At 48.0% G+C, this 25,587-nt stretch carries 19 protein-coding genes; 16 read left to right on the forward strand and 3 right to left on the reverse strand.

Translation table 11 applies throughout. The annotated features are described in order from the left end of the window. Nucleotides 1-49 precede the first annotated feature (49 nt). The 5 genes from AB6805_RS21940 to AB6805_RS21960 all read left to right on the forward strand — a co-directional run bounded on the left by AB6805_RS21940 (nucleotide 50) and on the right by AB6805_RS21960 (nucleotide 10,016). Nucleotides 50-3,268, forward strand: coding sequence for a TonB-dependent receptor (locus AB6805_RS21940; protein ID WP_370911587.1), 3,219 nt, complete (start codon nucleotides 50-52; stop codon nucleotides 3,266-3,268). A 38-nt stretch (nucleotides 3,269-3,306) separates the two neighbouring features. After that, a complete protein-coding gene (locus AB6805_RS21945) occupies nucleotides 3,307-4,710 on the forward strand; it encodes a RagB/SusD family nutrient uptake outer membrane protein (RefSeq protein ID WP_370911588.1) in 1,404 nt (467 codons plus the stop codon). An 11-nt stretch (nucleotides 4,711-4,721) separates the two neighbouring features. Next, entirely contained in the window at nucleotides 4,722-6,518 is a 1,797-nt protein-coding gene (locus tag AB6805_RS21950) for a TlpA family protein disulfide reductase (protein WP_370911589.1), read from the forward strand. A gap of 94 nt (nucleotides 6,519-6,612) precedes the next feature. Beyond that, nucleotides 6,613-7,377: an SDR family NAD(P)-dependent oxidoreductase gene (locus tag AB6805_RS21955; RefSeq protein WP_370911590.1), complete on the forward strand. Its 765-nt coding sequence runs from the start codon at nucleotides 6,613-6,615 to the stop codon at nucleotides 7,375-7,377. Nucleotides 7,378-7,601: 224 nt separating this feature from the next. Further along, a complete protein-coding gene (locus tag AB6805_RS21960; protein ID WP_370911591.1) occupies nucleotides 7,602-10,016 on the forward strand; it encodes an ABC transporter permease in 2,415 nt (804 codons plus the stop codon). Here the strand turns inward: AB6805_RS21960 and AB6805_RS21965 are convergent, their stop codons facing one another. Continuing rightward, entirely contained in the window at nucleotides 10,017-11,327 is a 1,311-nt protein-coding gene (locus AB6805_RS21965; protein ID WP_370911592.1) for a sensor histidine kinase, read from the reverse strand. A gap of 360 nt (nucleotides 11,328-11,687) precedes the next feature. Here AB6805_RS21965 and AB6805_RS21970 point away from each other — a divergent pair, with 360 nt between their 5' ends. From AB6805_RS21970 to AB6805_RS22000, 7 genes are all read left to right on the forward strand, one after another. Next, nucleotides 11,688-12,278 carry an RNA polymerase sigma factor gene (locus tag AB6805_RS21970; protein ID WP_370911593.1) on the forward strand — a complete coding sequence of 197 codons (591 nt, stop codon included), beginning with the start codon at nucleotides 11,688-11,690 and terminating at the stop codon, nucleotides 12,276-12,278. Between the two features lie 310 nt (nucleotides 12,279-12,588). After that, nucleotides 12,589-13,524, forward strand: a complete 936-nt coding sequence (locus AB6805_RS21975; RefSeq protein ID WP_370911594.1) for a FecR family protein — start codon at nucleotides 12,589-12,591, stop codon at nucleotides 13,522-13,524. A 134-nt stretch (nucleotides 13,525-13,658) separates the two neighbouring features. Then, on the forward strand, nucleotides 13,659-16,991 hold the full coding sequence (locus AB6805_RS21980; RefSeq protein WP_370911595.1) for a SusC/RagA family TonB-linked outer membrane protein: 3,333 nt from the start codon (nucleotides 13,659-13,661) through the stop codon (nucleotides 16,989-16,991). Nucleotides 16,992-17,009: 18 nt separating this feature from the next. Continuing rightward, nucleotides 17,010-18,806: a RagB/SusD family nutrient uptake outer membrane protein gene (locus AB6805_RS21985; RefSeq protein ID WP_370911596.1), complete on the forward strand. Its 1,797-nt coding sequence runs from the start codon at nucleotides 17,010-17,012 to the stop codon at nucleotides 18,804-18,806. A 64-nt stretch (nucleotides 18,807-18,870) separates the two neighbouring features. Continuing rightward, nucleotides 18,871-19,986 (forward strand): glycoside hydrolase family 76 protein, encoded by a 1,116-nt coding sequence (locus AB6805_RS21990; RefSeq protein ID WP_370911597.1) that lies wholly within the window; start codon nucleotides 18,871-18,873, stop codon nucleotides 19,984-19,986. Nucleotides 19,987-20,045: 59 nt separating this feature from the next. Further along, a complete protein-coding gene (locus AB6805_RS21995; protein WP_370911598.1) occupies nucleotides 20,046-20,924 on the forward strand; it encodes an SH3 domain-containing protein in 879 nt (292 codons plus the stop codon). A 48-nt stretch (nucleotides 20,925-20,972) separates the two neighbouring features. Next, on the forward strand, nucleotides 20,973-21,782 hold the full coding sequence (locus tag AB6805_RS22000; protein ID WP_370911599.1) for an alpha/beta hydrolase: 810 nt from the start codon (nucleotides 20,973-20,975) through the stop codon (nucleotides 21,780-21,782). 1 nt (nucleotide 21,783) lies between these two features. Here AB6805_RS22000 and AB6805_RS22005 read toward each other — a convergent pair whose 3' ends face one another. Beyond that, nucleotides 21,784-22,530, reverse strand: a complete 747-nt coding sequence (locus AB6805_RS22005; RefSeq protein ID WP_370911600.1) for a DeoR/GlpR family DNA-binding transcription regulator — start codon at nucleotides 22,528-22,530, stop codon at nucleotides 21,784-21,786. Between the two features lie 57 nt (nucleotides 22,531-22,587). Here AB6805_RS22005 and nudK point away from each other — a divergent pair, with 57 nt between their 5' ends. Next, a complete protein-coding gene (gene nudK, locus AB6805_RS22010; protein ID WP_370911601.1) occupies nucleotides 22,588-23,166 on the forward strand; it encodes a GDP-mannose pyrophosphatase NudK in 579 nt (192 codons plus the stop codon). A 20-nt stretch (nucleotides 23,167-23,186) separates the two neighbouring features. On the opposite strand, the gene AB6805_RS22015 is transcribed toward nudK, so the two are convergent. Next, nucleotides 23,187-23,555: a winged helix-turn-helix transcriptional regulator gene (locus AB6805_RS22015; protein ID WP_370911602.1), complete on the reverse strand. Its 369-nt coding sequence runs from the start codon at nucleotides 23,553-23,555 to the stop codon at nucleotides 23,187-23,189. A gap of 167 nt (nucleotides 23,556-23,722) precedes the next feature. Between AB6805_RS22015 and AB6805_RS22020 the strand changes: the two genes are divergently transcribed. The 3 genes from AB6805_RS22020 to AB6805_RS22030 all read left to right on the forward strand — a co-directional run bounded on the left by AB6805_RS22020 (nucleotide 23,723) and on the right by AB6805_RS22030 (nucleotide 25,444). Next, nucleotides 23,723-24,199, forward strand: coding sequence for an NAD(P)-binding domain-containing protein (locus tag AB6805_RS22020; protein ID WP_370911603.1), 477 nt, complete (start codon nucleotides 23,723-23,725; stop codon nucleotides 24,197-24,199). Between the two features lie 5 nt (nucleotides 24,200-24,204). Further along, nucleotides 24,205-24,594, forward strand: coding sequence for a hypothetical protein (locus tag AB6805_RS22025; protein ID WP_370911604.1), 390 nt, complete (start codon nucleotides 24,205-24,207; stop codon nucleotides 24,592-24,594). 76 nt (nucleotides 24,595-24,670) lie between these two features. Continuing rightward, nucleotides 24,671-25,444, forward strand: a complete 774-nt coding sequence (locus tag AB6805_RS22030) for a helix-turn-helix domain-containing protein (protein WP_370911605.1) — start codon at nucleotides 24,671-24,673, stop codon at nucleotides 25,442-25,444. Nucleotides 25,445-25,587 lie beyond the last annotated feature (143 nt).

Here is a 25,587-nt window from a genome sequence, read left to right on the forward strand (position 1 = left end):
TAAAGTCCTTTCTATGCCTGGACTTTCCCCAACCAAAATTGCACTTACTATGAGATTAACGATTGTTCTCATGATTGTGGCGACATTGAAAGTATCTGCGGGTGCCTTCGGTCAAACAGTGTCTGTATCGGTGAAAAATGCGCCGATGGAAGAGGTGTTTACCTCCGTAAAACAGCAAACCGGCTACCTGTTCTTTTACGATCGGGACCTGCTGCGCACCGTGAAACCGGTTACCATCAAGGCGGAAAACACTAAGCTGGCAGACTTCCTTACCGAAATCTTTAAAGGCCAGCCACTGGATTACACGATCAAAGACAAAACAATTTTCATCAAAAAGAAAGCGCTGCCCGCAGGCAGCAACAACATCAGCACCGCACCGGAAGCCACTCAGCAACCGGTGACAGGTGTGGTGAAAGATGCCGCAGGCAACCTGCTTATCGGGGTAACCATCAAGGTGAAAGGCACTAATATTGGTGCCATCACTGATGAAAACGGACATTTCTCCCTGGCAGCAGGACCCGGCGATGAACTGGTGCTAACCTACGTCGGCTACGAGCCATATACCGTTCGCATCGGTAACTACGGCCCATTACAGCTGTTCCTTCGCCAGCGCGCCAGCAGCCTGGATGAAACTGTGGTAATTGGATACGGTACCACCAGCAAACGCAATAACACCGGATCAGTATCCAGCTTAAAGGCGGAAGACATTGCCTCACAGCCGGTAATGGACCCACTCGCGGCGATGCAGGGCAGGGTGGCCGGTATGCTGATATCATCTTCTAACGGTTTGCCCGGATCCAGTTTTAGGGTAACCATAAGAGGACTGAGCTCCATTGACCGCGATCACAAAAATGATCCTTTGTACATCATCGATGGGGTGCCTTTTTACTCCGAACCGCTGAACCAGTTTACTTCTGCCAACGGCAGTCAAAGTCCGCTGGCGACCATCAATCCTTCTGATATTGAACGCATTGATGTGCTGAAAGATGCAGATGCTACCGCTATCTATGGCTCCAGGGGTGCTAACGGCGTAGTGCTCATCACTACCAAAAGAGGGAAATCCGGTAAAACACAGGCTAACTTCAACGTATATACGGGCGCAAATAAAGTAGTTAATACCGTGAAAATGCTCAATACGCCTGAATATATTGCCATGCGTAAAGAAGCCTACAAAAATGATAATAAACCATACGACGAAGATATTGCACCAGATCTCACCGTCTGGGATCAGCAACATACCACCGACTGGCAGAAGTTCATGATCGGCGGCACTGGTCATACTACAGAGGCACAGGGCTCTGTGTCCGGGGGCAATGAACAAACGCAGTTTATATTAAGCGGTACGTATCACAAGGAATCAACGGTAATGCCGGGAAGTCTCGGTTACCAGCGTGGAGCAGGCCATTTCAATTTAAATCATAACAGCGCCGATGGTAAGTTTAACATCAGCACTTCGGTAAATTATACTGCCAATAAAGATAATTCGCTGGCAAGTGATCTTACCTCTTTCTTTAACATGTCTCCTAATTATCCGCTGTACGATTCAACTGGTAGATATTACTGGTTTGGAAATGCACAAAACCCACAAGCTTACCTGCTGCGCCGGTCTGAAATAAATACCAATAACCTGGTAGCTAACAGCACCATCAGGTATACCATCCTGCCGGGACTGAATCTGAAAACCAGCCTGGGTTACAACAAATCCACCATGAGGCAGGTGCAGGTATACCCCGATGCAACCTTTAATCCGCTCACTTCTACCGGAAGCATGTCGTATTTCGGTACTTCCGACATTGGGTCTTACATCATTGAGCCACAGATAGATTATAACAAAACCATTGCAAAAGGAGATCTGCAGGTAATGGTAGGCGGTACCTGGCAGCAAACCATTAACCAGGGGCAGTCCGTAAAAGCAACCGGCTTTTCCAGTGATGCACTGCTGGAAGATCAGCAGGCAGCCAATCTCGTCATACCCAATCCATCGAAATATGCCTTTTACCGCTACACATCTGTTTTCGGCAGGATCAATTACAACTGGGATGGAAAATATTTAGTAAATGCCACTTATCGCCGTGATGGCTCCACCCGCTTCGGCCCTGGTAATCGCTTCGGCAACTTCGGCGCCATAGGAGCAGCCTGGATATTTACCAAAGAAGGTTTTATGAAAGATGTGAGCTTCCTCAGCTTTGGTAAACTTCGCGCAAGCATCGGCCTTACAGGTAACGACAACATAGGCGATTACAGGTACCTCGATAGCTGGACTTCAAATCCCTATCCTTATGATGGCGTGCCAGGACTCGCACCTTCCCGATTAGCCAATCCACTGTATAAATGGGAGGAAAACCGTAAAAAGGAACTCGGACTAGAACTGGGATTCCTGAAAGACAGGATACTGTTTAATACCAACTATTATCATAACATTTCCGGTAATCAACTGGTGGAGGATCAGCTACCACCACAGGTTGGTTTTTCGACTATCACCGCCAACTTCCCGGCAACCGTGCTTAACAGCGGATGGGAATTTGAAGTAAATACTATCAATATCCAGCAGCGCGACTTTACCTGGAAATCATCTTTAAACCTGACGGTGAGTAAGAATGAACTTAAATCGTATCCGGGATTTGAAAGCTCTGCTTATAAAGACATGTATGTGGTAGGACAATCATTAACCATTGTAAGAGGATACAAGTTTGTGGGTATCGATCCTGAAACCGGCCTGGCGCAGTTTTACAGCAACAGCGGCACCACCACCGATCCGGCGGAATTTGACGACTATGTAACACTGGGTAAAACCATGCCTGCATATTACGGTGGGTTACAAAACAGCTTTACTTATAAAGGCATTAGTCTTGATTTCCTGCTGCAGTTTGTAAAACAGGAAGGCCCGCAAATTGGCTATGGATACAGTAGTCCGGCCATCGGCACATTTGCCAACCAGGACCTGCGCGCACTAGACCGGTGGAAAAATAAAGGCGACAACGCAAATGTGCCCGGCGCTACTACCTCCGCAGGAACGGCTAACTACAGGAACTACAGCCTCTCTACCGCCAGTTGGGGCGATGCTTCTTATATCCGCCTGAAAAATGTTTCGGTGAGATATGACTTGTCGAAATATACCAAACGTTGGAAAGTTAATAATATCAGTGTTTATGCACTGGCGCAAAACCTGCTCACCTTTACCAACTATAAAGGTCTTGACCCTGAAACACAGGGTATGGTAATGCCGCCATTGAAAGCATATACCATCGGCTTTCAGTTTGCTTTATAAAGAATATTCCTGTTTTGCAGATAATAAAAAGATTTACCATGAAACGAATTCATATATTTTTAATCAGCGTCCTCCTTTTCAGCAGCAGCTCCTGCAGCAAGTATGTGGATACGCCGTTACCAAAGAATGAGCTGGTATCCGGACTGGTGTTTACAGATGATAAAACTGCTACGGCCGCTGTTACCGGTTTATATGGCACCATGTACTCGTTCAACTACCAGTTTGCAAATGTGCTCATCAACTACCTGACCGCTATGCAGGCAGATGATATGGCTTATTACTCCTCCTTCGCCAACTACGATGTTTTTAAAGAAAACAGGTTACTGCCCAGCAGCCAGTATGTACAAAGTATGTTTGCAGATCTTTACAGTTATATCTACCAGACAAATGCCTGCGTGGAAGGGCTTTCCACGGCAACTGCATTAACGCCTTCTGTAAAGAACCAGTTGATGGGAGAGGCCCTGTTCATGCGTGCTTTCTGTTATTTTTACCTGGTGAATATGTATGGAGATGTACCCCTGCTCACCGGCACCGACTATAAAGCAAACGGCGTGAAACCACGCGCACCACGGGCAGATGTGTATAATGCGATCATCACAGATCTTAAAGCGGCAGTGGAATTAATGGGAGATGATTATCCTACGGGGCAGCATATACGCCCGGATAAGGCCGTAGCTAATGCTTTACTGGCAAGGGTTTACCTGTATAATCAAAACTGGGCGCTGGCAGAAACCACCGCCTCACTGGTTATCGATGGTGGTCGTTATTCATTGGTGACAGATCTGAATAAAGTATTCCTGGCTAACAGCAATGAAGCTATCTGGCAGCTGCAGCCCCTGAATGTAGTGGGTGGCCGCAATACCTGGGAAGGATTTACTTCCACACCAGCAATTAATCCTACGACGGGCGCCTTCGGTACCGCGGTATTCCGGTTAGATACCATCAACCTGATTAAGAAATACGAGCCGAATGATTTGCGGTTTACTAAATGGATAGTTTACTATAAAACTACTGCCGGCACAAGTGTTTACTTCCCTTATAAATACAAAGTAAGAACCAGCACCAGCGGCATTACCGAATACTCCATGGTGATGCGTCTTGCAGAACAGTATCTCATCCGTGCGGAAGCCCGCATCCAGCAAGGAAAACTGGACGATGGCCGTGCTGACCTGGATGCTATCCGTCAACGCGCCGGCTTACCCGGTTTGTCCGCTTCCCTCACACAACCCGCCCTGCTGCTGGCAGTGGAGCAGGAACGAAAAGTGGAATTGTTTGCAGAGTGGGGCCACCGCTGGTTTGACCTGAAACGTACCAAAAGGTCGGATGCGGTGCTGGGACCGATTAAAGGCGCCAACTGGCAGTCTACCGATACCCTGTACCCGATTCCTTCTGATGCCATCAGAACCAATGTTAACCTTACCCAGAACGAAGGGTACAAATAACCATTGCCGATATGAAGAAATTAACCATCCTACTTTTACTGGCTGCCCTGGCAGCCGGTAAAATATATGCACAACAACGGGTAGTGATCACCCCGGAATATCCGGAACGTGGTCAAACCGTTACGGTCACTTACGATCCCGCCGCGCCGGGAGCTGGTATTCCGGTCACCGCAGCATCGGTCACCCTCGTGTTTTCCTATTCCAATTTTTACAACCTCGCATGGCGCATGAACATGCAGCGTACCGGGAGTAAATGGACCACCTCTTTTGTACTGGCCGACTACACCACCTTCGCTACCTTTTACCTGGAAAGCGGCGATGCTGTGGATAAGCCGGCAAAAGACCGCCACTACGAAGTAGCCGTGTATAAAAATAAAGTGCCGGTAAAAGATATGGCGCTGTACAAAGCTTACAGTCTTAGTGCGCAAATGGGCAAATCTCCTTTACTGGCCGATAAACAGGCCGCGCTTTATAAAGAAGAACTGAAACGTTACCCGGACAACTACGAAGCAAAACTGCGCCTGCTTACCTACGAAATGAACAAGGCCACCAATGCGAAAGAAAAAGAAAAGTTCAGGGCACAGGCACACCAGGTGATTGCAGATAAATTTAACAGCGCACCCACTACTCCCGGCAACATGAACAAGGTAACCATGGGCTACCTGATCATTGGCGAAAACTCCCGGCTGGATTCTATCCGGCGCATAGTGATGGAACGCTACCCGGAATCCGCACTGGGCCGGGATATCATGACCGGCATCGTAGCCAAAGGAAAAGACACGGCCAGGCAGATCACCTTCTTTGAAAACGAACTGAAAAAGGAAACCCCGGAAAACAGGGAATCTTTCACAGAAATGCACGATGTCCTGTTTCAATATTATGCTGTAAGACAGGACAGCAACAAAGCATTGTATCATGCCCGTTTTATGACCACCGAAAAGGAAAATCCTTACAAGGTGATCACCTGGCAACAGATTGCGCAAACATTGCTGGATAATAATCTCTCGCTGGATACCGCACGCCGGTATGCACAACTGGCGTTAGACAGCGTACGCAGCTACCCGGTAGGCGTGATCCGCCATTTCCCGGAAACAGGATACATCTATCCGTATGCAGACGACAGTACACGCAACGCGGTGTATAATAAGGCCAGCCGGCATCTCGCATCTGTACTGGGCCTCATTGATATGAAACAGGGACGCCTGGCAGCGGCAGACAAACACATGGAACAAGCGGTGGATTATTATGCAGATAAAGAAACACTCGACAACGCAGAAACATATTATCAGCAAACCAATAATACCGCTCAACTGAACCAGCTGCAGGAGTTCCGGAAAAAAATACTGATAGAAAAAGTAAAAAAACAACGGATCAACCGCCCCGCGCCACCACTGAGCTCCTTTGTGGATATGAAAGGCCAGCCGGTATCTGCCGCTTCACTGAAAGGCAAAATCATACTGATCGACTTCTGGGCCACCTGGTGCGTACCGTGCATGCAGGAAATGCCCTACCTGCAGAAATTGTACGATCAATATAAACAACACCCGGATGTAGTTTTTATGATTGCCAACAGCGGCGCCCGCAACACCCTGGCCGATGCGCAGGGCTGGAGCGGTAATAAAAAATATTCCTTCCCGGTGTATTATAATACCGACCCGGCCATAGGAGATAAGTTCAGATTTAACATAATTCCCGCTTCCTATCTCATCAACAAAGAAGGAAACATCATTTTCGCCAACATCGGCTTTGAAGGACCGGAAGTAGAAGAAAAGCTGAAACAACAGCTGGAGATCCTGTTAAACGACTAAATACTTAAACGATCACCATTAAATACTTAAGTAGTCACCATAACCAGCCGGAAAGATTCCCGGAAATTTGTCTTATCAAAAAAAATAAAACAAAATGGCAACAAAGAACAAAATAGCCCTGGTTACTGGTGGCAGTCGCGGATTAGGCAAGAATATATCTTTACAACTCGCTAAAAGCGGACACGATATCATCCTTACTTACAGAAGCAACCAGGCGGAGGCCGATAAGGTAGTAGCAGAAATACAGGCCATCGGGCAAAAAGCCATCGCCTACCAGCTGGATACCGGCGATACAAAATCGTTCGATGGATTCCTGGCAACAGTTGCGGCGCACCTGCAGGAAAACACCGGCGAAGGCAAATTCGATTTCCTGGTAAATAATGCGGGCATCGACAGAAGCTCCCTCATCCCCGATACCACGGAAGATGATTTTGATGAGCTGTATCATGTGCACTTAAAGGGCGTATACTTCCTCACACAGAAAGCATTGCCTTTTATTAATAACAATGGCCGCATCATTAATTTGTCGACCGGCCTGGCGCGGTTTGCCACACCCGGGTATGCCGCCTATGCCTCCATGAAAGGCGCCATAGAAGTGTTTACCAGGTACCTGGCCAAAGAAGTGGGCACGCGTGGCATTACTGCCAATGTAGTAGCTCCCGGCATCATTGAAACAGATTTTACAAAATCCGTTTTTGAACATGCTCCACAGGCAATTAAACATATTGCTGCCCAAACAGCCCTTGGACGCACCGGCGTACCGGATGACATTGGCGGCGTTGTTGCCTTCCTCTGTACCGAAGAAGCCCGCTGGATCACGGCACAACGTATTGAAGCGTCCGGAGGCATGTTCCTGTAAGAGATGTAAAACAAATTATGCAGCACGGCGGGTTTCCTGCCGTGCTTTTTTTATACCCGGCGATTAAAATAGGTTTATTTTTGGCTGTTGCCGCTAAATAAACCATGACCGTAATCGGACACCTGCTGTATTAAAACCGGGCATCCATCAGTCATGTATTGATGTTAAAGTGCTGATTATCATGTCTCCTGATTTCCGGCATCCATTTAGAACGCCAGCATATTATGTTTAAGAATTACTTCAGCATTGCACTCAGGAACCTTTGGAGAAACAAAGGTTTTTCGGCTATTACTATATTCGGGTTGGCCATTGGCATGACTACCTGTTTACTTATCACTTTGTTTGTAACAGATGAGCTGAGCTACGACCGGTTCAATAAAAAAGCCCACAGGATCTATCGTATCAATGCCGACTTTTTTGTAAATGGCAATGCTTTTAAAGAAAGATTCAGTCCCAGCCAGCTGGGTCCGGTGCTATTACAGGAATATCCCAACGTGGAAAACTACGTACGGTTTATCCGCCAGGGAAGTATCCTGGTAAAAAAAGGAAACACCACACTGGTAGAAAAAAATGCCTGCTTTGCTGATTCCACCCTGTTTGATGTATTCAGCTTACAGATGATCAGCGGCGACCCTAAAACCGCGCTCACCCAACCTAATACGATGGTCATCTCCGAACGGATGGCCCTCAAATACTTCAACAGTACCGATGTAGTAGGTAAAACACTGCAAACAGATAATGTGGCCACTTACCAGATCAGCGGGGTAATAAAAGATGTGCCGGATCAGTCGCACCTGCACTTTGATTTTGTGCGCGCCATGTCCGAATTACCCGAAAGCCGGGAAAACGGCGGATGGATGTCAGATAACTACGCCACTTATGTATTAATGCGGGAAGGCGCCACCGGCGCGCAACTGCAAAGCTATGTGGATGCTGTTACCAAAAAATATATGGAGGGGCCGCTGAAAAAAATGACCGGCAGTACCTTTGCAGATCTCGAAAAATCAGGCGGGCATTTTGGATATAACCTGCTGCCGCTCACAAGCATTCATTTATATTCCCCGCTGCCCGATGAAGCAGAACCTTCCGGCAATATTCAATATGTGTACATCTTCATTGCGGTGGCGATCATCATTCTGCTGATTGCCTGCGTTAACTTCATGAACCTTTCCACCGCCCGCTCAGCGGGGCGCGCCAAAGAAGTAGGGGTGCGGAAGGTGCTGGGGTCCCAACGGTCTTCCCTGATCTTCCAGTTCCTTACCGAATCCACCCTGACCAGCTTCTTTGCCCTGATACTGGCAGTAGCATTCGCCATTTTACTGCTCCCGTATCTCAACCAGCTGTCAGGAAAAAACATCACACTGGAGGCGGGTTATTTTTTATGGCTGCTGCCTTTCCTGCTGGTAACCGCTGGTGTGATTGGGTTGCTGGCTGGCAGTTATCCCGCCTTTTTCCTGTCGGGCTTTGAGCCCATCAAAGTGCTGAAGGGCCGGTTGAACAGCGGTTTCAGGAATGGCTGGCTGCGGAACAGCCTCGTGGTTTTCCAGTTTGCTTCTGCCATCCTGTTGATTGTAGGCACGCTGGTGATCAACAGCCAGCTGAATTATATACGGAATAAAAAGCTTGGTTATAACCGCGAACAGGTGCTCATCCTGGGCAATACCCAGTCGTTGTGGACACATGCCCGCAACTTTAAAAATGAAGTGCTGAACATACCAGGTGTGGAATCGGGTACCATGACCGGCTCTTTGCCTACCGATATAAGACAGAACACCAATATCTATTCAAAAGATGCCGCCCGCAGCACGGGGCAGGTAACCGGCGTACCTGAATGGTATGTGGATGCTGATTACATCCACACAATGGGCATGCAAATGGCCAGTGGCCGGAACTTCTCGCCAGACATGCCTTCCGATACTTTTGCGGTTTTGCTCAATGAAACAGCTGCCCGGTTATTTGATTTCAGGGATCTGAATGAAAAGTATCTCTATGCGGATGGAAACAGGCCGCTGAAAGTAATAGGAGTGGTAAAAGATTTCAATGCCGGTAGCTTAAGGAATAAAATACCGCCAATGGTGTTCCGGCTACGGGAAAATTTCCAGTCAATGGCATTCCGCATCCAGACCAGTAATATCCAGGGACTCATTGCAAAGATAAAAACCGCTTATGAAGCGCAGCCGGGTATGGGCGGACAACCATTCGTCTATTCTTTTCTTGATGACGATTTTAACCGCCTCTTTATTGCGGAACAACGCACGGGTAAGATCTTCATTTCCTTTGCTGTACTGGCTGTATTAATTGCGTCCCTGGGTGTATTCGGCCTGATCACTTATGCAGCGGAACAACGTACCCGGGAAATAGGCATCCGCAAGGTGTTGGGCGCGTCAGTAACGGGTATTGTGGCCATGCTGTCGAAAGACTTCCTGAAACTGGTACTGGTGGCTGTTGTTATTGCCAGTCCGCTTGCCTGGTATATGATGAGCCGGTGGCTGCAGAATTTTGCCTACCAGGTAAAAATGAGCTGGACTACTTTTGTATTGGCCGCGTTTATTGCCATCGCCATCACCATTTTAACCGTTAGTTACCGGGCTATCAGGGCTGCTACCGCCAACCCGGTGAACAGCCTCAAAGCAGAATAATCAGTTGGCCAGCGGGAGTTCCAGGTAGAAGGAGCTTCCGCCTTCACGGTTGTTTTCAAACCAGATCTGTCCCTCCTGGGCGGTGGTGTACTCCTTACAGAGGAATAACCCCAGTCCAATCCCCTTTTCATTATCTGTTCCAAAAGTGGAACGTACTTTCAGGGAGAAAATATCCGGTTGCCTGGACAGGTCAATACCCACACCGCTGTCTCTCACTTCAATTAAGCATTTGTTGCCGGCCCTGCTGGTTTTGATGAAAATGGTGCCACCGGAAGGGGTGAACTTGGCGGCATTGCCAAGCAGGTTACGCACAATCAGCTGCAGCATATTGATGTCGGCCATCACTTTTATAGACGCGTCTATATTGGTATCCAGGCTGATCTTTTTTTTGGATACCGCCATTTTGTTGATCTTAAGAATGGGATGTATGGCCGATGCCACGTCTACGGGAGTAAGATTTACATTGAGCCCGTCCATTTGCGTTTTAGACCATACAAGGATATTATATAGCATCTCCTGTGTGCTGTTGACCACGTACAGCAGTTCCGTTTCTATCTGCGTTTTGTTTTCGGGGTCCAGTTCTATTTCCCGCATCAGCTGGAGGTACGATTGTATCGCTGCCAGTGGGTTACGCAGGTCGTGCGAGATCAGCGAAAAGAGTTTGCTCTTTTCCGTGTTCATGATTTCGAGTGCGCGCGTTTTTTCTTCCCCCTGCTGCTTTTCTTTGTTATACGCATTTTTCAGGTAAACCGTTCCTACAAAAATTACGCACACGCAGATAATATAGGTAGGGGTCATATCTGCAAAAATGTCTTTCCTCGTTTTATAAACCGCATCTACCGACGCCGGGTGATAATATTCCCACATGATCAGCCCAAGTACGGTGAGCAGGTTCAGCGCCAGCCACCAGTAATATTGTTTCCGGGAGGAAATCAGCATGACCAGGAAGAACGCCAGGGTAAAGGACAACAAGGAGGCGCCCTGTATTCCCCCGCTGTAGAAATAGTTAATGGCGAAGCTCACGTTAATAACGATCGCGGCAATGGCTATACTGATATTTACCTTCTTCCGGTATCTCGACAAAAAATAAATAAAGGAGAACGCAGGCACCAGTAAGGCAAAGATGAGCGAGGTAACCGTAAGGCCGGTAATATAATTATATGGTACGTTAATGGCAATTATAAAGAGGGAAATAGCACATATCGCATTGAATATGCGGTTTTCCAGCGAGAACTGTCTGGGGTCTCCTATCAGGAAGTGTGAGAATTGTTTCAATCGTTGGGATATCGTTATAGTTCCGGGTGTTGACATGTTACTAATTTAAGCAAAAACAACTGCTGTTGGCAGTGAAAATGCCGGGCTCAGGATAATCATATTATTGTAATGTCACAATTTTTTCGCGGTTTTCTTTATACTACCTGATTAATTTTAAAAAAAAATGCAGCATGGCCAAAGAAAATCTGACCGCCATCAAAAGCAATATCCGCGCCATTATCTGTAAGAAAAGATAATATGCTCCCAAACCCGAAGGGGTATACGTAAAGACCACCCGTTTCTGTTGTATTTTGCTAAATGCATTTTACAAAAGCGGGAAAGCTAAAATAATTATCATTAATTTTCGGCTGCGGGAGAGATGATGAGGTATTCACCCACTTTTAATATGCGCGAAAAATGATGAGTGATGGAGACTTATTACAGCTTATAAAAAGAGATGATACAGCTGCTTTTGAATCTATCTATGATAAATATTGGCAGGCCCTTTATTTAAAGGCTTGTCAGCGTGTGGATAAAGATGAGGCGAAAGACATGGTGCAGGAAGTGATGATTACGTTATGGAGGAGAAGGAACGATATCCGGGTAACGCAGGAGGGAGACCTTGGCCGGTACCTGTTCACCGCCATCCGGTACCGCGTGATCAGCCATTATGCCTTTAGTGCCGCAGAAATTAAAAAGGCGGATTTTTTTGATACTTTCGACGATTACATTGCGACAGATACATTAGAAACCAAAGAACTAAAAGCCAAAATCGAAACCGAGATCGGCAGGCTGCCTGCCCGTATGCAGCAGATCTTCCGCCTGAGCAGGGAGGATGATTACACCATCGCCGATATTGCAAAAACACTTAATATTTCTGAACAAACCGTGAAGAATCAGCTGACAGATGCCTTAAAACGCCTCCGTACTTCATTGAAAGCCTCTTCCACCGGCGACTGGACACTGGTATTAATATACCTCTTCTCCCAGTTACATCAGCAACAGTAGTCCGCCGGATAAAGTTTTTCCCGGCGTACAGGATTGGCCTGATGGTCTAACCTTTTCCCTTTGTTACCGGCAGGCTTCCCGCAGGGGAGGGGCGGTGCCGTGTCATCCGTTGCCGGGGGCGCATCATTCATTCATGCAGATGGGGCGTTCCCGGAGTGGCCGTTCCCGGGAAGGCCATATCATTGGTGGTAAAGGGCTATCTCCCGGAGATGATCTACCGCCAGGCTTCCTTCTCCCGGAGGGAAAATATTTTTTTAACCGGACTAGTACCGGATATTATTTTTTCAGATAACTAATAAAATCGCGCGCTTTGGAAGTCAGTAAAATCAGACAGCTTTTTAAAAAGTATATGCTGGGCCATAGCTCTGGACCGGAAAACCAACTCATAGAACAATGGTACCAGTCGTTCGATGCAGCAACTTTACCAGAAATGGACGAAGCGGAGCAGCAGCATATAAAACGCGAAATGTGGCTGAATATCCAGCCGCAAATTGAAGTCGCTAAAACGTTTTATCTTACCCGTGGTTGGAAAAGAGCCGCAGCGGCTGTATTGCTGCTGGCAGGCGCCGGGGCGGCCTGGTACCTGCTGAATTCTCACCCACGGGTTACCTGGACCACCTACGCCACCCGCACCGGTGAACGAAAAACCATTCACCTCAACGACGGATCAATAGTGATGTTAAACGCCGGCTCCACGATCCGGATACCCGACAACCTCTCCAAAGAAAGAAAACTCGACCTGGTTGACGGCGAAGCCTTCTTCGATGTGAAAACAAATCCCGGTGTACCGTTCATTGTAGAAAGCGGTCCGCTCCAGACCACCGTACTGGGAACGTCCTTCAACATCGCCGCCTATAAAGAAATACACACCCTCAGCATAGGAGTGGTATCCGGAAAAGTAAGCATCTCCGGAAAAGCCTCGTCCGCGCACATCCTCGGGCAAAACCAGGAACTGGTGTACAACCGGAGCAACGGGCAGATAAAAGTTTCACCGGTAGACGAACAACTCCCCGGATGGAAGGATGGCAAACTCGTTTTCAACGATGTCACTTTCCACGACATGGTCATACTGATGGAAAAAAACTTCGGCATCACCATCACCACCACACAGGAACATGTAAGAACTACCAGATATACCACGGAATTGCCAACAGATATGGCGCCCGAAAAAGCAGCCCAGGTGCTGGCGGCAATCCATCATCTGAAAGTACGCACGATCAATCAGCACACCGTTATTTACGAATAATAAACAATGTATCACCAAAGCTAATCGCTTAAAACAACTACGTATTAATGCCACGTAAATGGAACCTTTTGTTAATGCTAACAATTAATGCCTAACCACGTATGAAGAAAATTGTAAAAAATTTCAGAAAACGAATGCTTGCAGTCGTTTTGGCCCTGACGTGTGTCCCAGCCATACTGCCGGTATACGCCGGCCAGGGACAAATCCTGCAGGAAACCAGCGTCACCATTGCATTGAAAGGAGGTAGCCTGGAATCTGCTATCAGGGACCTGCACCGCCATACAAAAATTAATTTTGCCTACGACAGGCAACTGCTCAGCGGCTACAAAGTAGAAGGGTACTCGTTTTCCAACGAGCGACTGGACTACGTTCTCGAAAAATTACTGCAACACAAATCCCTCGGATATGCAGAAGTAAATGATATTGTAGTCATCAGTAAACTCACTGCCCCCAAAGCGGCCATGACCCGCCAGGAAGTAGTGGTGTCCGGTGTGATCAAAGATGAAAACGGTAAACCCCTCCCCGGCGTAAGCGTAGCGGTAAGGGGCGTAAGCACCATGACCACCACCGACGTCAACGGACGTTACAAAATCATCGTAAACGCTGCTACCGATGTACTGGCATTCAGTTTCATCGGTTATGAAACGGCAGAAATAGTGGCCGGCAGTCAAACTACCATCAACGTACAACTGAAAGTAGCCAGCAAATCACTCGGCGAAGTAGCTGTAGTAGGTTTTGGTACCCAGCGTAAAGTAAGCCTGGTAGGCGCCCAGTCTACTATTCGCCCGGCTGAATTCAAACAACCGGCATCAGACATCTCTTCCATGCTGGCAGGCCGCATCGCCGGCGTAATAGGCGTGCAGCGTACCGGCGAACCCGGTAAAGGCAGCGCCGATATCTGGATCCGTGGTATCTCCACCTTCGGAGGCGGTAATAAAGCAACGCCCCTTATCCTCGTGGATGGCGTGGAAAGATCTATCAATAACATTTCCCCGGAAGACATTGAGTCGTTCACCATCCTGAAAGATGCCGCCGGTACCGCCGTATATGGCGTGCGTGGCGCCAACGGTGTTATTCTCCTGAAAACAAAAACGGGGAAGGTAGGTAAACCACAGATCTACTTCGATTATAATGAAGGTGTAAACTCCTTTACCAAAAGACCGGAAATGCTCGATGGCGTTACTTATATGAACCTCGCGAACGAAGCCTCTACCACCCGGAACCACAACCCGGTTTTTTCAGAAGAAACCATCGAAAAAACAAAAAATAATGCGGACCCGCTGTTATACCCGAACGTAAACTGGATGGATGCTGTATTCAATAAATACGGTCATACCCGCAGCGCTAACCTCAACGCCAGCGGCGGTGTGGAAAATGCACAGTACTACGTATCACTCGGCTACTACAACGAAAGCGGCTTCCTGAAAACAGACGACCTGGAGAAGTACAATTCTTCCCTAAAATATAACCGCTATAACTTTACCTCTAACCTGAACCTGAAAGTAACAAAGTCCACCAAGCTCGATGTAGGGCTGCAGGGATACTTCTCCAACGGTAACTACCCCGGCATTAACACCCACGATATTTTCCAGAGCGCGATGGACGCCTCCCCGGTAGTGTATCCTGTAATGTACCCTGGTGGCTTCGTTCCCGGTCGCTCCGCTAACGGCGGCTTCAGGAATCCTTATGCCGACCTTACCCGCAGAGGTTATCGTAACGAATTCAGGAACCAGCTGTATTCCAATATCCGGGCTACGCAAGACCTGAAATCCATTACGGAAGGGTTGTCGGCCACCGCGATGTTTGCTTTCGACGTATTTAACCAGAACTATATTACCCGCTCCAAACGCGAGGACACCTGGTTCCCGGATATGAACAATCCGTACAAACCGGATGGTACGCTTAACCTGCTGAAAACATTCACCGGTAATCAATACCTTGGCTTCGATAAAAATGATGGCGACCGGCAGACCACCCGCCAGTTTTATACAGAGGCCGCCATCAACTACGACCGTGGTTTTGGTAAACACCGCGTAACCGGTTTGGGGCTGTTTTATACCAGCGATAAAACCAATACGCTCGCCGGCGACTTTATCAACTCCATCCCGGAAAGATACCTCGGCCTGGCAGGTAAAGCAGCCTATTCTTACGACGACCGCTACTTTATGGAATTCAATTTCGGTTACAACGGCTCTGAATTGTTTGCACCGGAAAACCGCTACGGATTTTTCCCCGCTATCGGTTTAGCCTGGGTGCCTTCCAATGAACGTTTTTTTGAACCGTTCAAAAATGCCATCTCCTTCCTGAAGTTCCGCTACTCCAACGGTAATACCGGTCTTGGTAGCGCAGAAGAACGTTTCCTGTATATCACCAAACTGAATGATAACGATCACGGCTATACGTTTGGGAAAGGTTTTAACGGCGGCAGCGGTATCAGCATCACCCGTTATGCATCGGATGTGCGCTGGTCTGTTTCCAACAAACAGGACCTGGGTATAGAACTGCGTACACTGAACGACCGCCTCCTTGTAAATGTGGATGTATTCAAGGAACATCGTACCGGTATCTTCCTGCAACGCGCTTCCAACGTGGATTTCATGGGCCTTGATAATCAGCAGTACGGTAACCTCGGCGCCGTGGAAAACAAAGGTTTGGATGCCAACCTGGAATACAATGCACGTATCGGGAATGTAGAAGTATCCGTGCGTGGTAACATTACCTGGAACCAGGATAAAGTATTGGAAGATGACCGCCCGCCGCAGCTGTATCCATGGATGGAACACCGCGGCAATAATATCCTGGCGCGGTATGGTTATATCGCAGAAGGCTTGTTCATTGACCAGGCCGACATCGACAAAAGCGCCGTTCCGGGTTCCCGCTCACAGGTGAAACCGGGCGACATCAAATACAAGGATCTTAACGGAGACGGTAAGATCAACTCCTCCGATGAAACAAAGATCGGCCGCGGCGATGTACCCGCAATGGTGTATGGCTTCGGGTTAAATCTTGCCTACAAAGGATTTAATATTGGTTTCCTGTTCCAGGGAATTTCTGATGCCGATCGTATGCTGCAGGGCAGCGCCATCATTCCATTCAATGGCGGTGGCGGAGAAAGCAACGCCTATAGCATTGCTACCGACAGATGGACCCCTGAAAACCCACGCCAGGACGCGTTTTACCCGCGCCTTGCCTATGGCGAAGCAGAGAATGTAAACAACACACAGCCTAGCAGCTGGTGGGTAAAAGATGTAAGCTTCATCCGCCTGAAATCTGCGCAGATCGCCTACAACCTGCCCGCCAGTTTGCTGCAGCGCATAGGCGTCCGGAATTCATCTGTTTACTTACAGGGTATCAACCTGCTTACTTTCAGCAAGTTCAAATTGTGGGATCCTGAATTAAATACCGACAACGGTTCTACTTATCCAAATGTGAGAACCATTTCGCTGGGAGTAAACCTGAAATTTTAATCACGTAAGCAACTGATCATGAAAAAGCTATTATATATTTTACTGGGCATCGTGTTATTGACGTCGTGCAAAAAATACCTGGACCAGGTGCCGGACGACCGGCTAACCATCGAGGAAACTTTCCGTACCTGGGCTACTGCACAGAAGTTCCTGAACAACGTGTATGTCCGCATACCGGATGAATTCGGACAACGCAACCCCGGCGATTACAACAACCGCGGCTTATGGACCGGTGGCTGCGATGAAGCAGATTATGTGTGGGGATTTGTACAATCCAACAGCGTAAACATCGGCAGCTGGGATGCCAAATCCGGTTTTGTGGGCGACTACTGGACCAATTTTTACCGGGGTATCCGCGCAGCCAGCGTATTTATTGATAACGCCGGTAAAATAACAGATCTCTCCCCGGATCTCATCACCCAATACAAAGCAGAGGCCCGGGCACTGCGCGCCATGTACTATTTTTACCTGATGCGTATATACGGTCCCGTTGTACTCATGGGCGAAAAACCAGTAGAAGTGGATGCCAGTCTCCAGATGCCCCGCAACTCCTTTGATGAGTGCGTGGCCTATGTAACCTCCGAACTGGAAACAGCTGCGGCTAACTTACCGGTAATACCCAACAACGATCAGGACTACGGCCGGATCAGTAAAGGCATTGCACTGGCCTTCCGCGCCAATGCACTGATGTACAGCGCCAGCCCGTTGTTTAATGGCAACACCGATATGGCTGCCCTGAAAAACACGGATGGCAAACAGCTGATTAGCCAGTCGTACGATGCCAATAAATGGAAACTGGCAGCAGACGCCTATAAATCTTTCCTCGACCAGTTTGTGCCTTCTACCTACAGTTTATTTAGGAAGAATAATGCAAAGGGAGAATTTGATCCTTATCTTTCCTGCAGGGATGTATTCCTGACCGACTGGAACCCGGAAGTGATCTTTGCCCGTCCTGCCAATTCGCTGAATTCCCGTCAGTACGAAATGACGCCGTTCCACAGCGGCGCGCCTTCCAGCGATGTACGGGGGAGCGGCGGCTTAGGCGCTACCCAGAATATGGTAGACGCATTTTTTATGAAGAATGGCAGAAGCATCGATGACCCGTTATCGCAGTATGTAAAAACAGGCTATTCAGATTTTACCGGTCCTAACGAAACGGCGCCCAGCAATATCTATAACCAATGGGTAAACCGCGAGCCCCGTTTTTATGTAAACATCACTTACGATGGAAGCACCTGGCTGAATAAATCTTTTGGGAATATCGTTACCCGCATCTATAATCACGGCAACTCGGGTAAGGCCACAGGCAACAACGATTACAGTCCTACCGGCTATATTGTACGCAAGGCGCAGGGCCTCGGCAAATGGGATGTAGGCGGCCGTACGCTGATGCTCATCCGCCTGGCGGAGATCTATCTCAGCTACGCAGAATGTGTGAATGAAGCCAATCCCGCCAGCCCGGAAGCACTGAAATATGTGAACCTCATCAGGGAAAGGGCAGGGATTCCGCAATACGGATCTGCAGAATTGCCGGCACCTGCAGGGCAAGCCGCCATCCGTGAAGCGATCCGCAAAGAACGCCGCGTGGAACTGGCTTTTGAAAATAACCGTTTCTTTGATGTACGCCGCTGGAAAATAGCAGAACAAACAGAAAATGGTCCTGTCTATGGTTTGAACATCGGATCTGATATGCCCGACTTCCTGCAGGTAGTGCCTTTTGAAACCCGCGTATTTGAAAGAAAACATTACCTGTTCCCACTGCCGGCAGATGATGTGGATAATGATAAACAGCTGGTGCAAAATCCAGGCTGGTAAGTATATTTAAAGTCACCACCGGAAGCCGGACTGTAGTACCGGCTCCCGGTTTTAACCCGATCATATGTATAAAATAACCTGTTTACTTTTTGCAGCATTGCTGCTGCACAGCAACTGCTCCAAAAGCAATGCAAAAGAAGACCCTGTAACACCGGGACCTACACCCACGGTATCTTTTACTACCAAAGATGCAGCTACTGCCTACGCCAGTTTTAACCAGTATTTCTATAGTACGGCCGACAAACTCTATTACAGCAATACAGAAAAGAAGGGCATCGGCGCCATCTGGGTCCAGGCTATTTACTGGGACATGGCCATGAACGTATACACACGCACAAAAGATCCGGCCGATCTTCAACGCATCACCGATATCTTCCAGGGTGGTTATAACCGCTATGATAAATACAACTGGAACAATACCAAGGAATGGTTTATTTACGATGATATCATGTGGTGGGTCATTTCACTTGCCCGTGCCAGCCAGGTTACCGGCAACAAGGCATACCTGGACCTCTCCGTTTCAGGTTTCAAAAGGGTATGGGATGGATCTTATGACCCGGATAAAGGCGGCATGTTCTGGGACTTTAACCACAGCGGTAAAAACGCCTGTATTAACTTCCCCACTGTAATCGCCGCCATGACCCTGTATAAGATCACCGGCGAAGCCGCTTATCTTCAAAAAGCAAAAGACGTGTACAACTGGGGCGTAAATAATCTCTACGATCCCGCTACCGGCAGGGTGGCAGATAATAATGTAAATGGTAACAAAGGCTGGTCTGATTACACCTACAACCAGGGCACGTTCATTGGAGCAGCCGTGATGTTGTACAAAGAAACCGGTACAGCGGCTTATCTTGATCAGGCGAAGCTCGCAGCTACCTATACGCAGAAAACCATGAGCGATGTAAATGGTATTATGCCCGCCGAAGGCGACTGGAATGAGCAGGGCATATTAAAGGCCATCTTCGGACAATATGTGATGACGCTGATCAACGATGCCGGCCAAACACAGTTCCTGCCCTGGATCCAGAAAAATATCAATGCTGCCTGGGGGAACCGCGACGTTACCCGCGGACTAACCTACCGCAACTATAAAGTGCCTTGTGTAACCGGCGTACTGCAATCCTATGAGGCCAGCAGCGCGGTATACATGATGCAGATATGCCCTCCGGCAAATTAATGGCAACACATCGTTTTCAGGAGGTAAAACGCTATTTTTGCGCTTTAATCATATACCTCATGAAAACGATGTTGTTTTTTACGTTGACTTGTTTGTTCGCCTGTTTTGCTACCCCTCTTTTTGCCCAGGAACAGGAATTTATCTTCAATACCTGGTCGTTAAGCAAAGATGATAGCCGGTATATTTTTGCAGATACCGCACTGGTACGTGTGAGCCCGGATACCAAACAAGCCGCCGTCGATACCCTGTTGGCCGGCGATGATATTACTACGGTGGAGGTATTGGCCAGCAAAATGCTCACACTCAAAGGTCTCACCCTTCCGTGGGTACAGATTAAATACAAAAAAGATGGTGTGGAAAAACAAGGTTACGTGTGGGAAGGACTGATCTCTTTTCCTCCTATGCGCAGAGGCGACATGAAATTTGTATTTGCTTACGACCGCCGCGTGGATACACTGATCGACAATGAAAAACATCCGCAGTATATTGTGAAACTAAAAGCCGTACAAGCCCGTAAAATCCTTGCTGCCACCACATTCCGGATAATGGATGATGAATCCGCCGGTTTTTCCTATGCGAAGGTAATGCCCGGTCTCGGTCTTACCAACGTGCAAAATATCGTATCTGTTGGCTTTGGTGGAGCAGCCTGTGGTGTCTCCACAAACTATTATTATTTCGCCTGGATGAAGGATGGACGGATCGCCGCACTGCCGGAAAGAATGGATGTAGGTGACGCCGGTGTATATTACCATGAGGAGTCTTTCATTTTCCCCGGCGAGAAAGACGGTATACCAGATACCATCATCCTGAAAATGCATGAGGAAGAAGAAACAGATAAGAAAGATAAGAACGGGGAACCGGTTATGTCAGTAAAAGAAGAACTTACTAAATACAGCTGGGATGGCGTAAACGGCACCTTCAAAAAACTGGGAAAGTAGGAGATCACCGGTGATAACATGATTTGTGTTTCTTTGTATCTTACATAGATGTTAGCTGTAATAGTAAAATGGGTACTGAAAACAACAGGCGTGCTGCTTCTCCTGTATGCAGCGGTTTGTGTCCTTGTATATTTCATCCAGGAGCGCTTGCTTTTTTTTCCGGAGAGATTACCACCGGCGTATGTTTTCCAGTTCCCCGAGCCCTTCGAAGAACGCACTATTACCACTGCTGATGGCACACAGTTAAACGGGCTGTTATTTAAATCCCGCGGCGACAAAGGCCTTATCTTTTATCTCCACGGTAACGCCGGCTCCCTCCGGTCGTGGGGAGAAGCCGCCAGGGTATATACACACCTCGGGTATGATGTATTTATGTTTGATTACCGTGGTTACGGAAAAAGTGGCGGTAAGATCCACAGTGAACGGCAGTTTTATGCTGATGCGCAAACAGCCTACGACAGCGTAAAAACAGTTTACCCGGAAAATACGATTGTCATTCTCGGTTATTCCATGGGCACAGGTACCGCCGCACGCCTCGCAGCAGACAATCATCCCAGGCAACTCATCCTGCAGGCGCCCTACTTCAGCATGAAGGATATGGCCAGGTATTATTATCCCATGCTGCCTTCATTGCTGTTGAAGTATACATTTCCAACTTACAGGAATATACAACGTGTTACCGTTCCCGTTACTATCTTTCATGGTGATAACGACGAAGTGATTTACTACGGCTCTTCCGAAAAACTGAAAGCATATTTTAAACCAGGAGATACGCTGATAACACTGAAAGGGCAACGGCATAATGGTATGACGGATAATCCCGAATACCAGGAGCGGCTGAAGGGGATATTGGAATAACTCATGCGCTTATCACCTTTACTCCCTTCTTCTTACAATACTTCAATGCGGCCGGATCGCCATCCGTAATAATTGCATCCACCAAATCCAGTCCTGCAAAATTCAGGTAGGAAGTTTTCCCTATTTTCCCTGCATCGCATAACAGGTACGTATAGTCACTTTGTGTAGCCAGCGCAGTGGCAATAGCTGCTTCTTTTTCGCTGTGTGCAAATAATCCCTGCCCCGAGAGGCCATCTACACCAATAAATGCTTTGCCTGCTTTATACCGTTGGATATGCTCTGTGGCCATTGTACCATGTATGGCCTGCCGGGCTGCATCGTATTCGCCGCCGATAATGTTGAGGGATACTGCGGAATGTTGCAGCTCAAATATCACCGGAAGGGAGTTGGTGATTACTTTAATCTTTTTGTTTTTTATAAACTGGCATAAGCGGAAAACAGTGCTGCCGCAATCCATGAAAATAATATCGCCATCGTTGATTTCCGCTGCTGCTTTTCTGCAGATCTTATCTTTTGCTGCTTGGTTGGCTGCTGCCTTATTCACAAATTCGAAGGGGGAATCCGGCTCGGTCACCGGGATAGCGCCGCCGTGGGTGCGGTACAACAGCCCGTCGTCCGACAACTGATTGAGATCCCGCCGGATGGTGATCTCTGAAATTCCCAATGTCTGTGCCAGTTCACCGGTGGCGACTTCTCCTTTCGCATGCAGCAGCGCCAGTATTTTTTGTTTTCTTAGCTGGAAATTCATTTTAAATAATTAACTTGATCAAAAATAATCAAAATCGATCAAAATCGATCATTTAATATGAAAACAATTAATATTCTGGAAACAGCCATCCTGTCGGACAATTGGTACACACTCAAGAAAATCACCTATGAAATGACCGGCAGCGATGGGGCAGTAGTGAAACAAGAACGGGAGGCGTATGATCGCGGCAACGGAGCTACTATATTGCTGTATAATAAAGAACACGGCACCGTAGTGCTAACCCGGCAATTCCGCATGCCTACCTATATCAATGGCAACGAAACCGGGTTGCTGATAGAATGCTGCGCCGGTTTACTGGATGAAGATAATGCGGAAGAATGCATCCGCCGGGAAACGATGGAGGAAACCGGTTACCAGGTAACCGCGGTGGAGAAGGTATTTGAAGCGTATATGTCGCCGGGCTCTGTTACCGAGATCCTGTATTTTTTTGTGGCTGCCTACACCAAAGAACTGAAAGTTCATGATGGTGGTGGACTGGAAGCCGAACAGGAAAATATAGAAGTGCTGGAACTGCCGTTTACGCAGGCAATGGACATGATCCGCACCGGGGAAATCAGGGATGGGAAAACAATCATGCTGCTGCAATATGCGGCGCTTCATCACCTGTGCGGCTAAACGAAAAAGCAATGCAGGTGTCAGTTATCCGCCAATACCGCTTTGTTTTCATCTTTCGTCAGCAAGGCCTGGTTCTTTTTGCCCCATTGATCCATGGCCTTTATCAATGGTAAAGTGCTTAGTCCTACTTCTGTCAGGTAATATTCTACTTTCAACGGGATACCGGCATATACTTTTTTGTACAGTATGCCAAGATCTTCCAGCTCCTTCAGGTGCATGGTGATCACGCGCATGCTGGCGCCATCTACTTCCATCTCGCGGTGAATTTCACTTGGCCGCCTGATATCATCATGAATACACTCAATGATCCAGGCTTTCCATTTACCGCCCAATACCTTCATGAAAATGCTGATGCCACAGTGCAGCTCCGGGATTTTTTTCTCGTACATGGTGTTTCATTTGCAGGAAAGATAAACATTTTACACTATTTCATAAAAGCGCATCGTCGTAATGCAACAGGGGAGTATACCGAAAAATTTTTCCATGGGTGAAACTTTTTTCGGTTATTGTCCGTCACCGCCACAGTCAAGACATTTGAGGTCTAAAAAATGAGACGATGACAACAAATAAAAGTGTTGCTGTAATTGGATTAGGCCCTATGGGATTTGTATTGGCGCGCACCCTGCTGGATAATGGTTACCACGTAACCGTATGGAACCGCAGCGCAGAAAAAGCATCGCCGTTGGTAACGGATGGCGCTGTATTGGCAGCAGATCCTGCCGCAGCGGTATTGGCAAGCCCGGTGATCATTACCTGCCTCAATAATTACGAAACCACCCGCAGCATTCTTTCCACGCCGGAAGCAGCAACGGCGCTGAATGGCCGCCTTCTGCTGGAACTCACTACCGGCACCCCGCAGGATGCAAGAACAGCAGAAACCTGGGCGCAGTCATTTGGTGCGTACTACCTGGATGGCGCACTGCTGGCTACACCCCGGCAGATAGGAAAACCGGATACGCCTATTTTTTTATCCGGGCAGCAGGCCGCTTTTGAAAAAGGAGAAGCCGTGTTAAAAGTATTGGTGGCAACCTGATGTATATGGGAGCCGCCACCGGCGCCGCCGCTGCGTGGGATCTTGCCATTCTTTCCAGCCTGTTCGGTTTGATCACCGGCTTCTTGCAGGGCGCCAGGATTTTTGAATCAGAAAAGCTGGATGTAAACGCATTAGGCGATATGATCAATAACATTGCACCGGTACTCGGGGAAATGGTGCGGCATGAAGGCGCTGTGATCAGCACCAACAATTTTTCCCAACCGGAAAGCAGCCTCAAAACCTGCGCGGTATCTATGACTTTAATGATGAAACAGGCCGCTGAATCCGGCATTCCCGGCGACGTGCCCGCCTTCATCCTCAACCTTATGAATAGAGGCATCAAAGCCGGTTATGGAGAAGAGCAGGTGGGAGCATTAATAAAAGCCATGCGGTAAGGAGGAGGTTAGTGTTTAGTCCGCCGAACTAAACACTAATTATCCGTATCTTTATAAGCACTCAAATTGTTACCGCATGAACATGGAAAGTTATCTTCCGTCAGCTCTTCTCTCTCCTTATGTCAGCGCTTATCTGATCATCGAAAGCAAAGACGGTATGGAGAACCGCGTAATGCCGGATACTGCTGTGGTGATGTCTTTCCGGTTTGGTGGTAAAGTAATAACCGGGGAATCCGGTGAGGTAACCGACCTGCCGGCAACAGCGCTGGCAGGTTTGCGCAGAACTTCCCGGTTGTTACACTATGCGCCCGGCACCGGCAATGTGCTGGTGAAGTTTAGAGAAGGTGGCGCTGCGGCCTTTTTCAAAACACCCCTGCATGAATTGTTCGATACCCATGAATCGCTCGATCAACTGGTACAGCGTCATAAAATAAGGGAAGTGGAAGAACAGTTGTATGAGGCGAAAAACAACCTGCAGCGGATCGCGGTTGTGGAGCAATTTCTGATGGCGGCACTCAGCAGCCGGCAACCGGATTTACTCATCCGCCATGCCGTACAACAAATTAAAACAGCCGCCGGCGATGTGAAGATCAAATCACTGGCAGCAGACCTGTACATCAGTCAGGATGCATTTGAAAAACGATTCAGGCGAAGCGTAGGAACTACGCCCAAGCAATTCTCCGCCATCGTAAGATTACGGCACCTGCTCGATCATTTTCCGGAAGCCGGCAGCCTCACAGAAGCAGCCTATGATGCCGGCTATTACGACCAGGCACATTTTATAAAAGACTTCCGGGCTTTCACCGGTCAAACGCCACAGGCATTTTTACAGCAAACCTCCTGGTGGTAATGTTATACGGCCACTGGTCCGTTTTTTCTTCACTGATACCTCAAATTCATCCCGTCTAATCTTTCACACTAATTTAAAAGGCTGAACCTCCTCAAAATCCCCCTGTCTCAAAAAAATATTTTAAAATGAGCAATCGCTCACTT

Source organism: Chitinophaga sp. RCC_12 (genome assembly GCF_041360695.1).
GTDB lineage: Bacteria > Bacteroidota > Bacteroidia > Chitinophagales > Chitinophagaceae > Chitinophaga.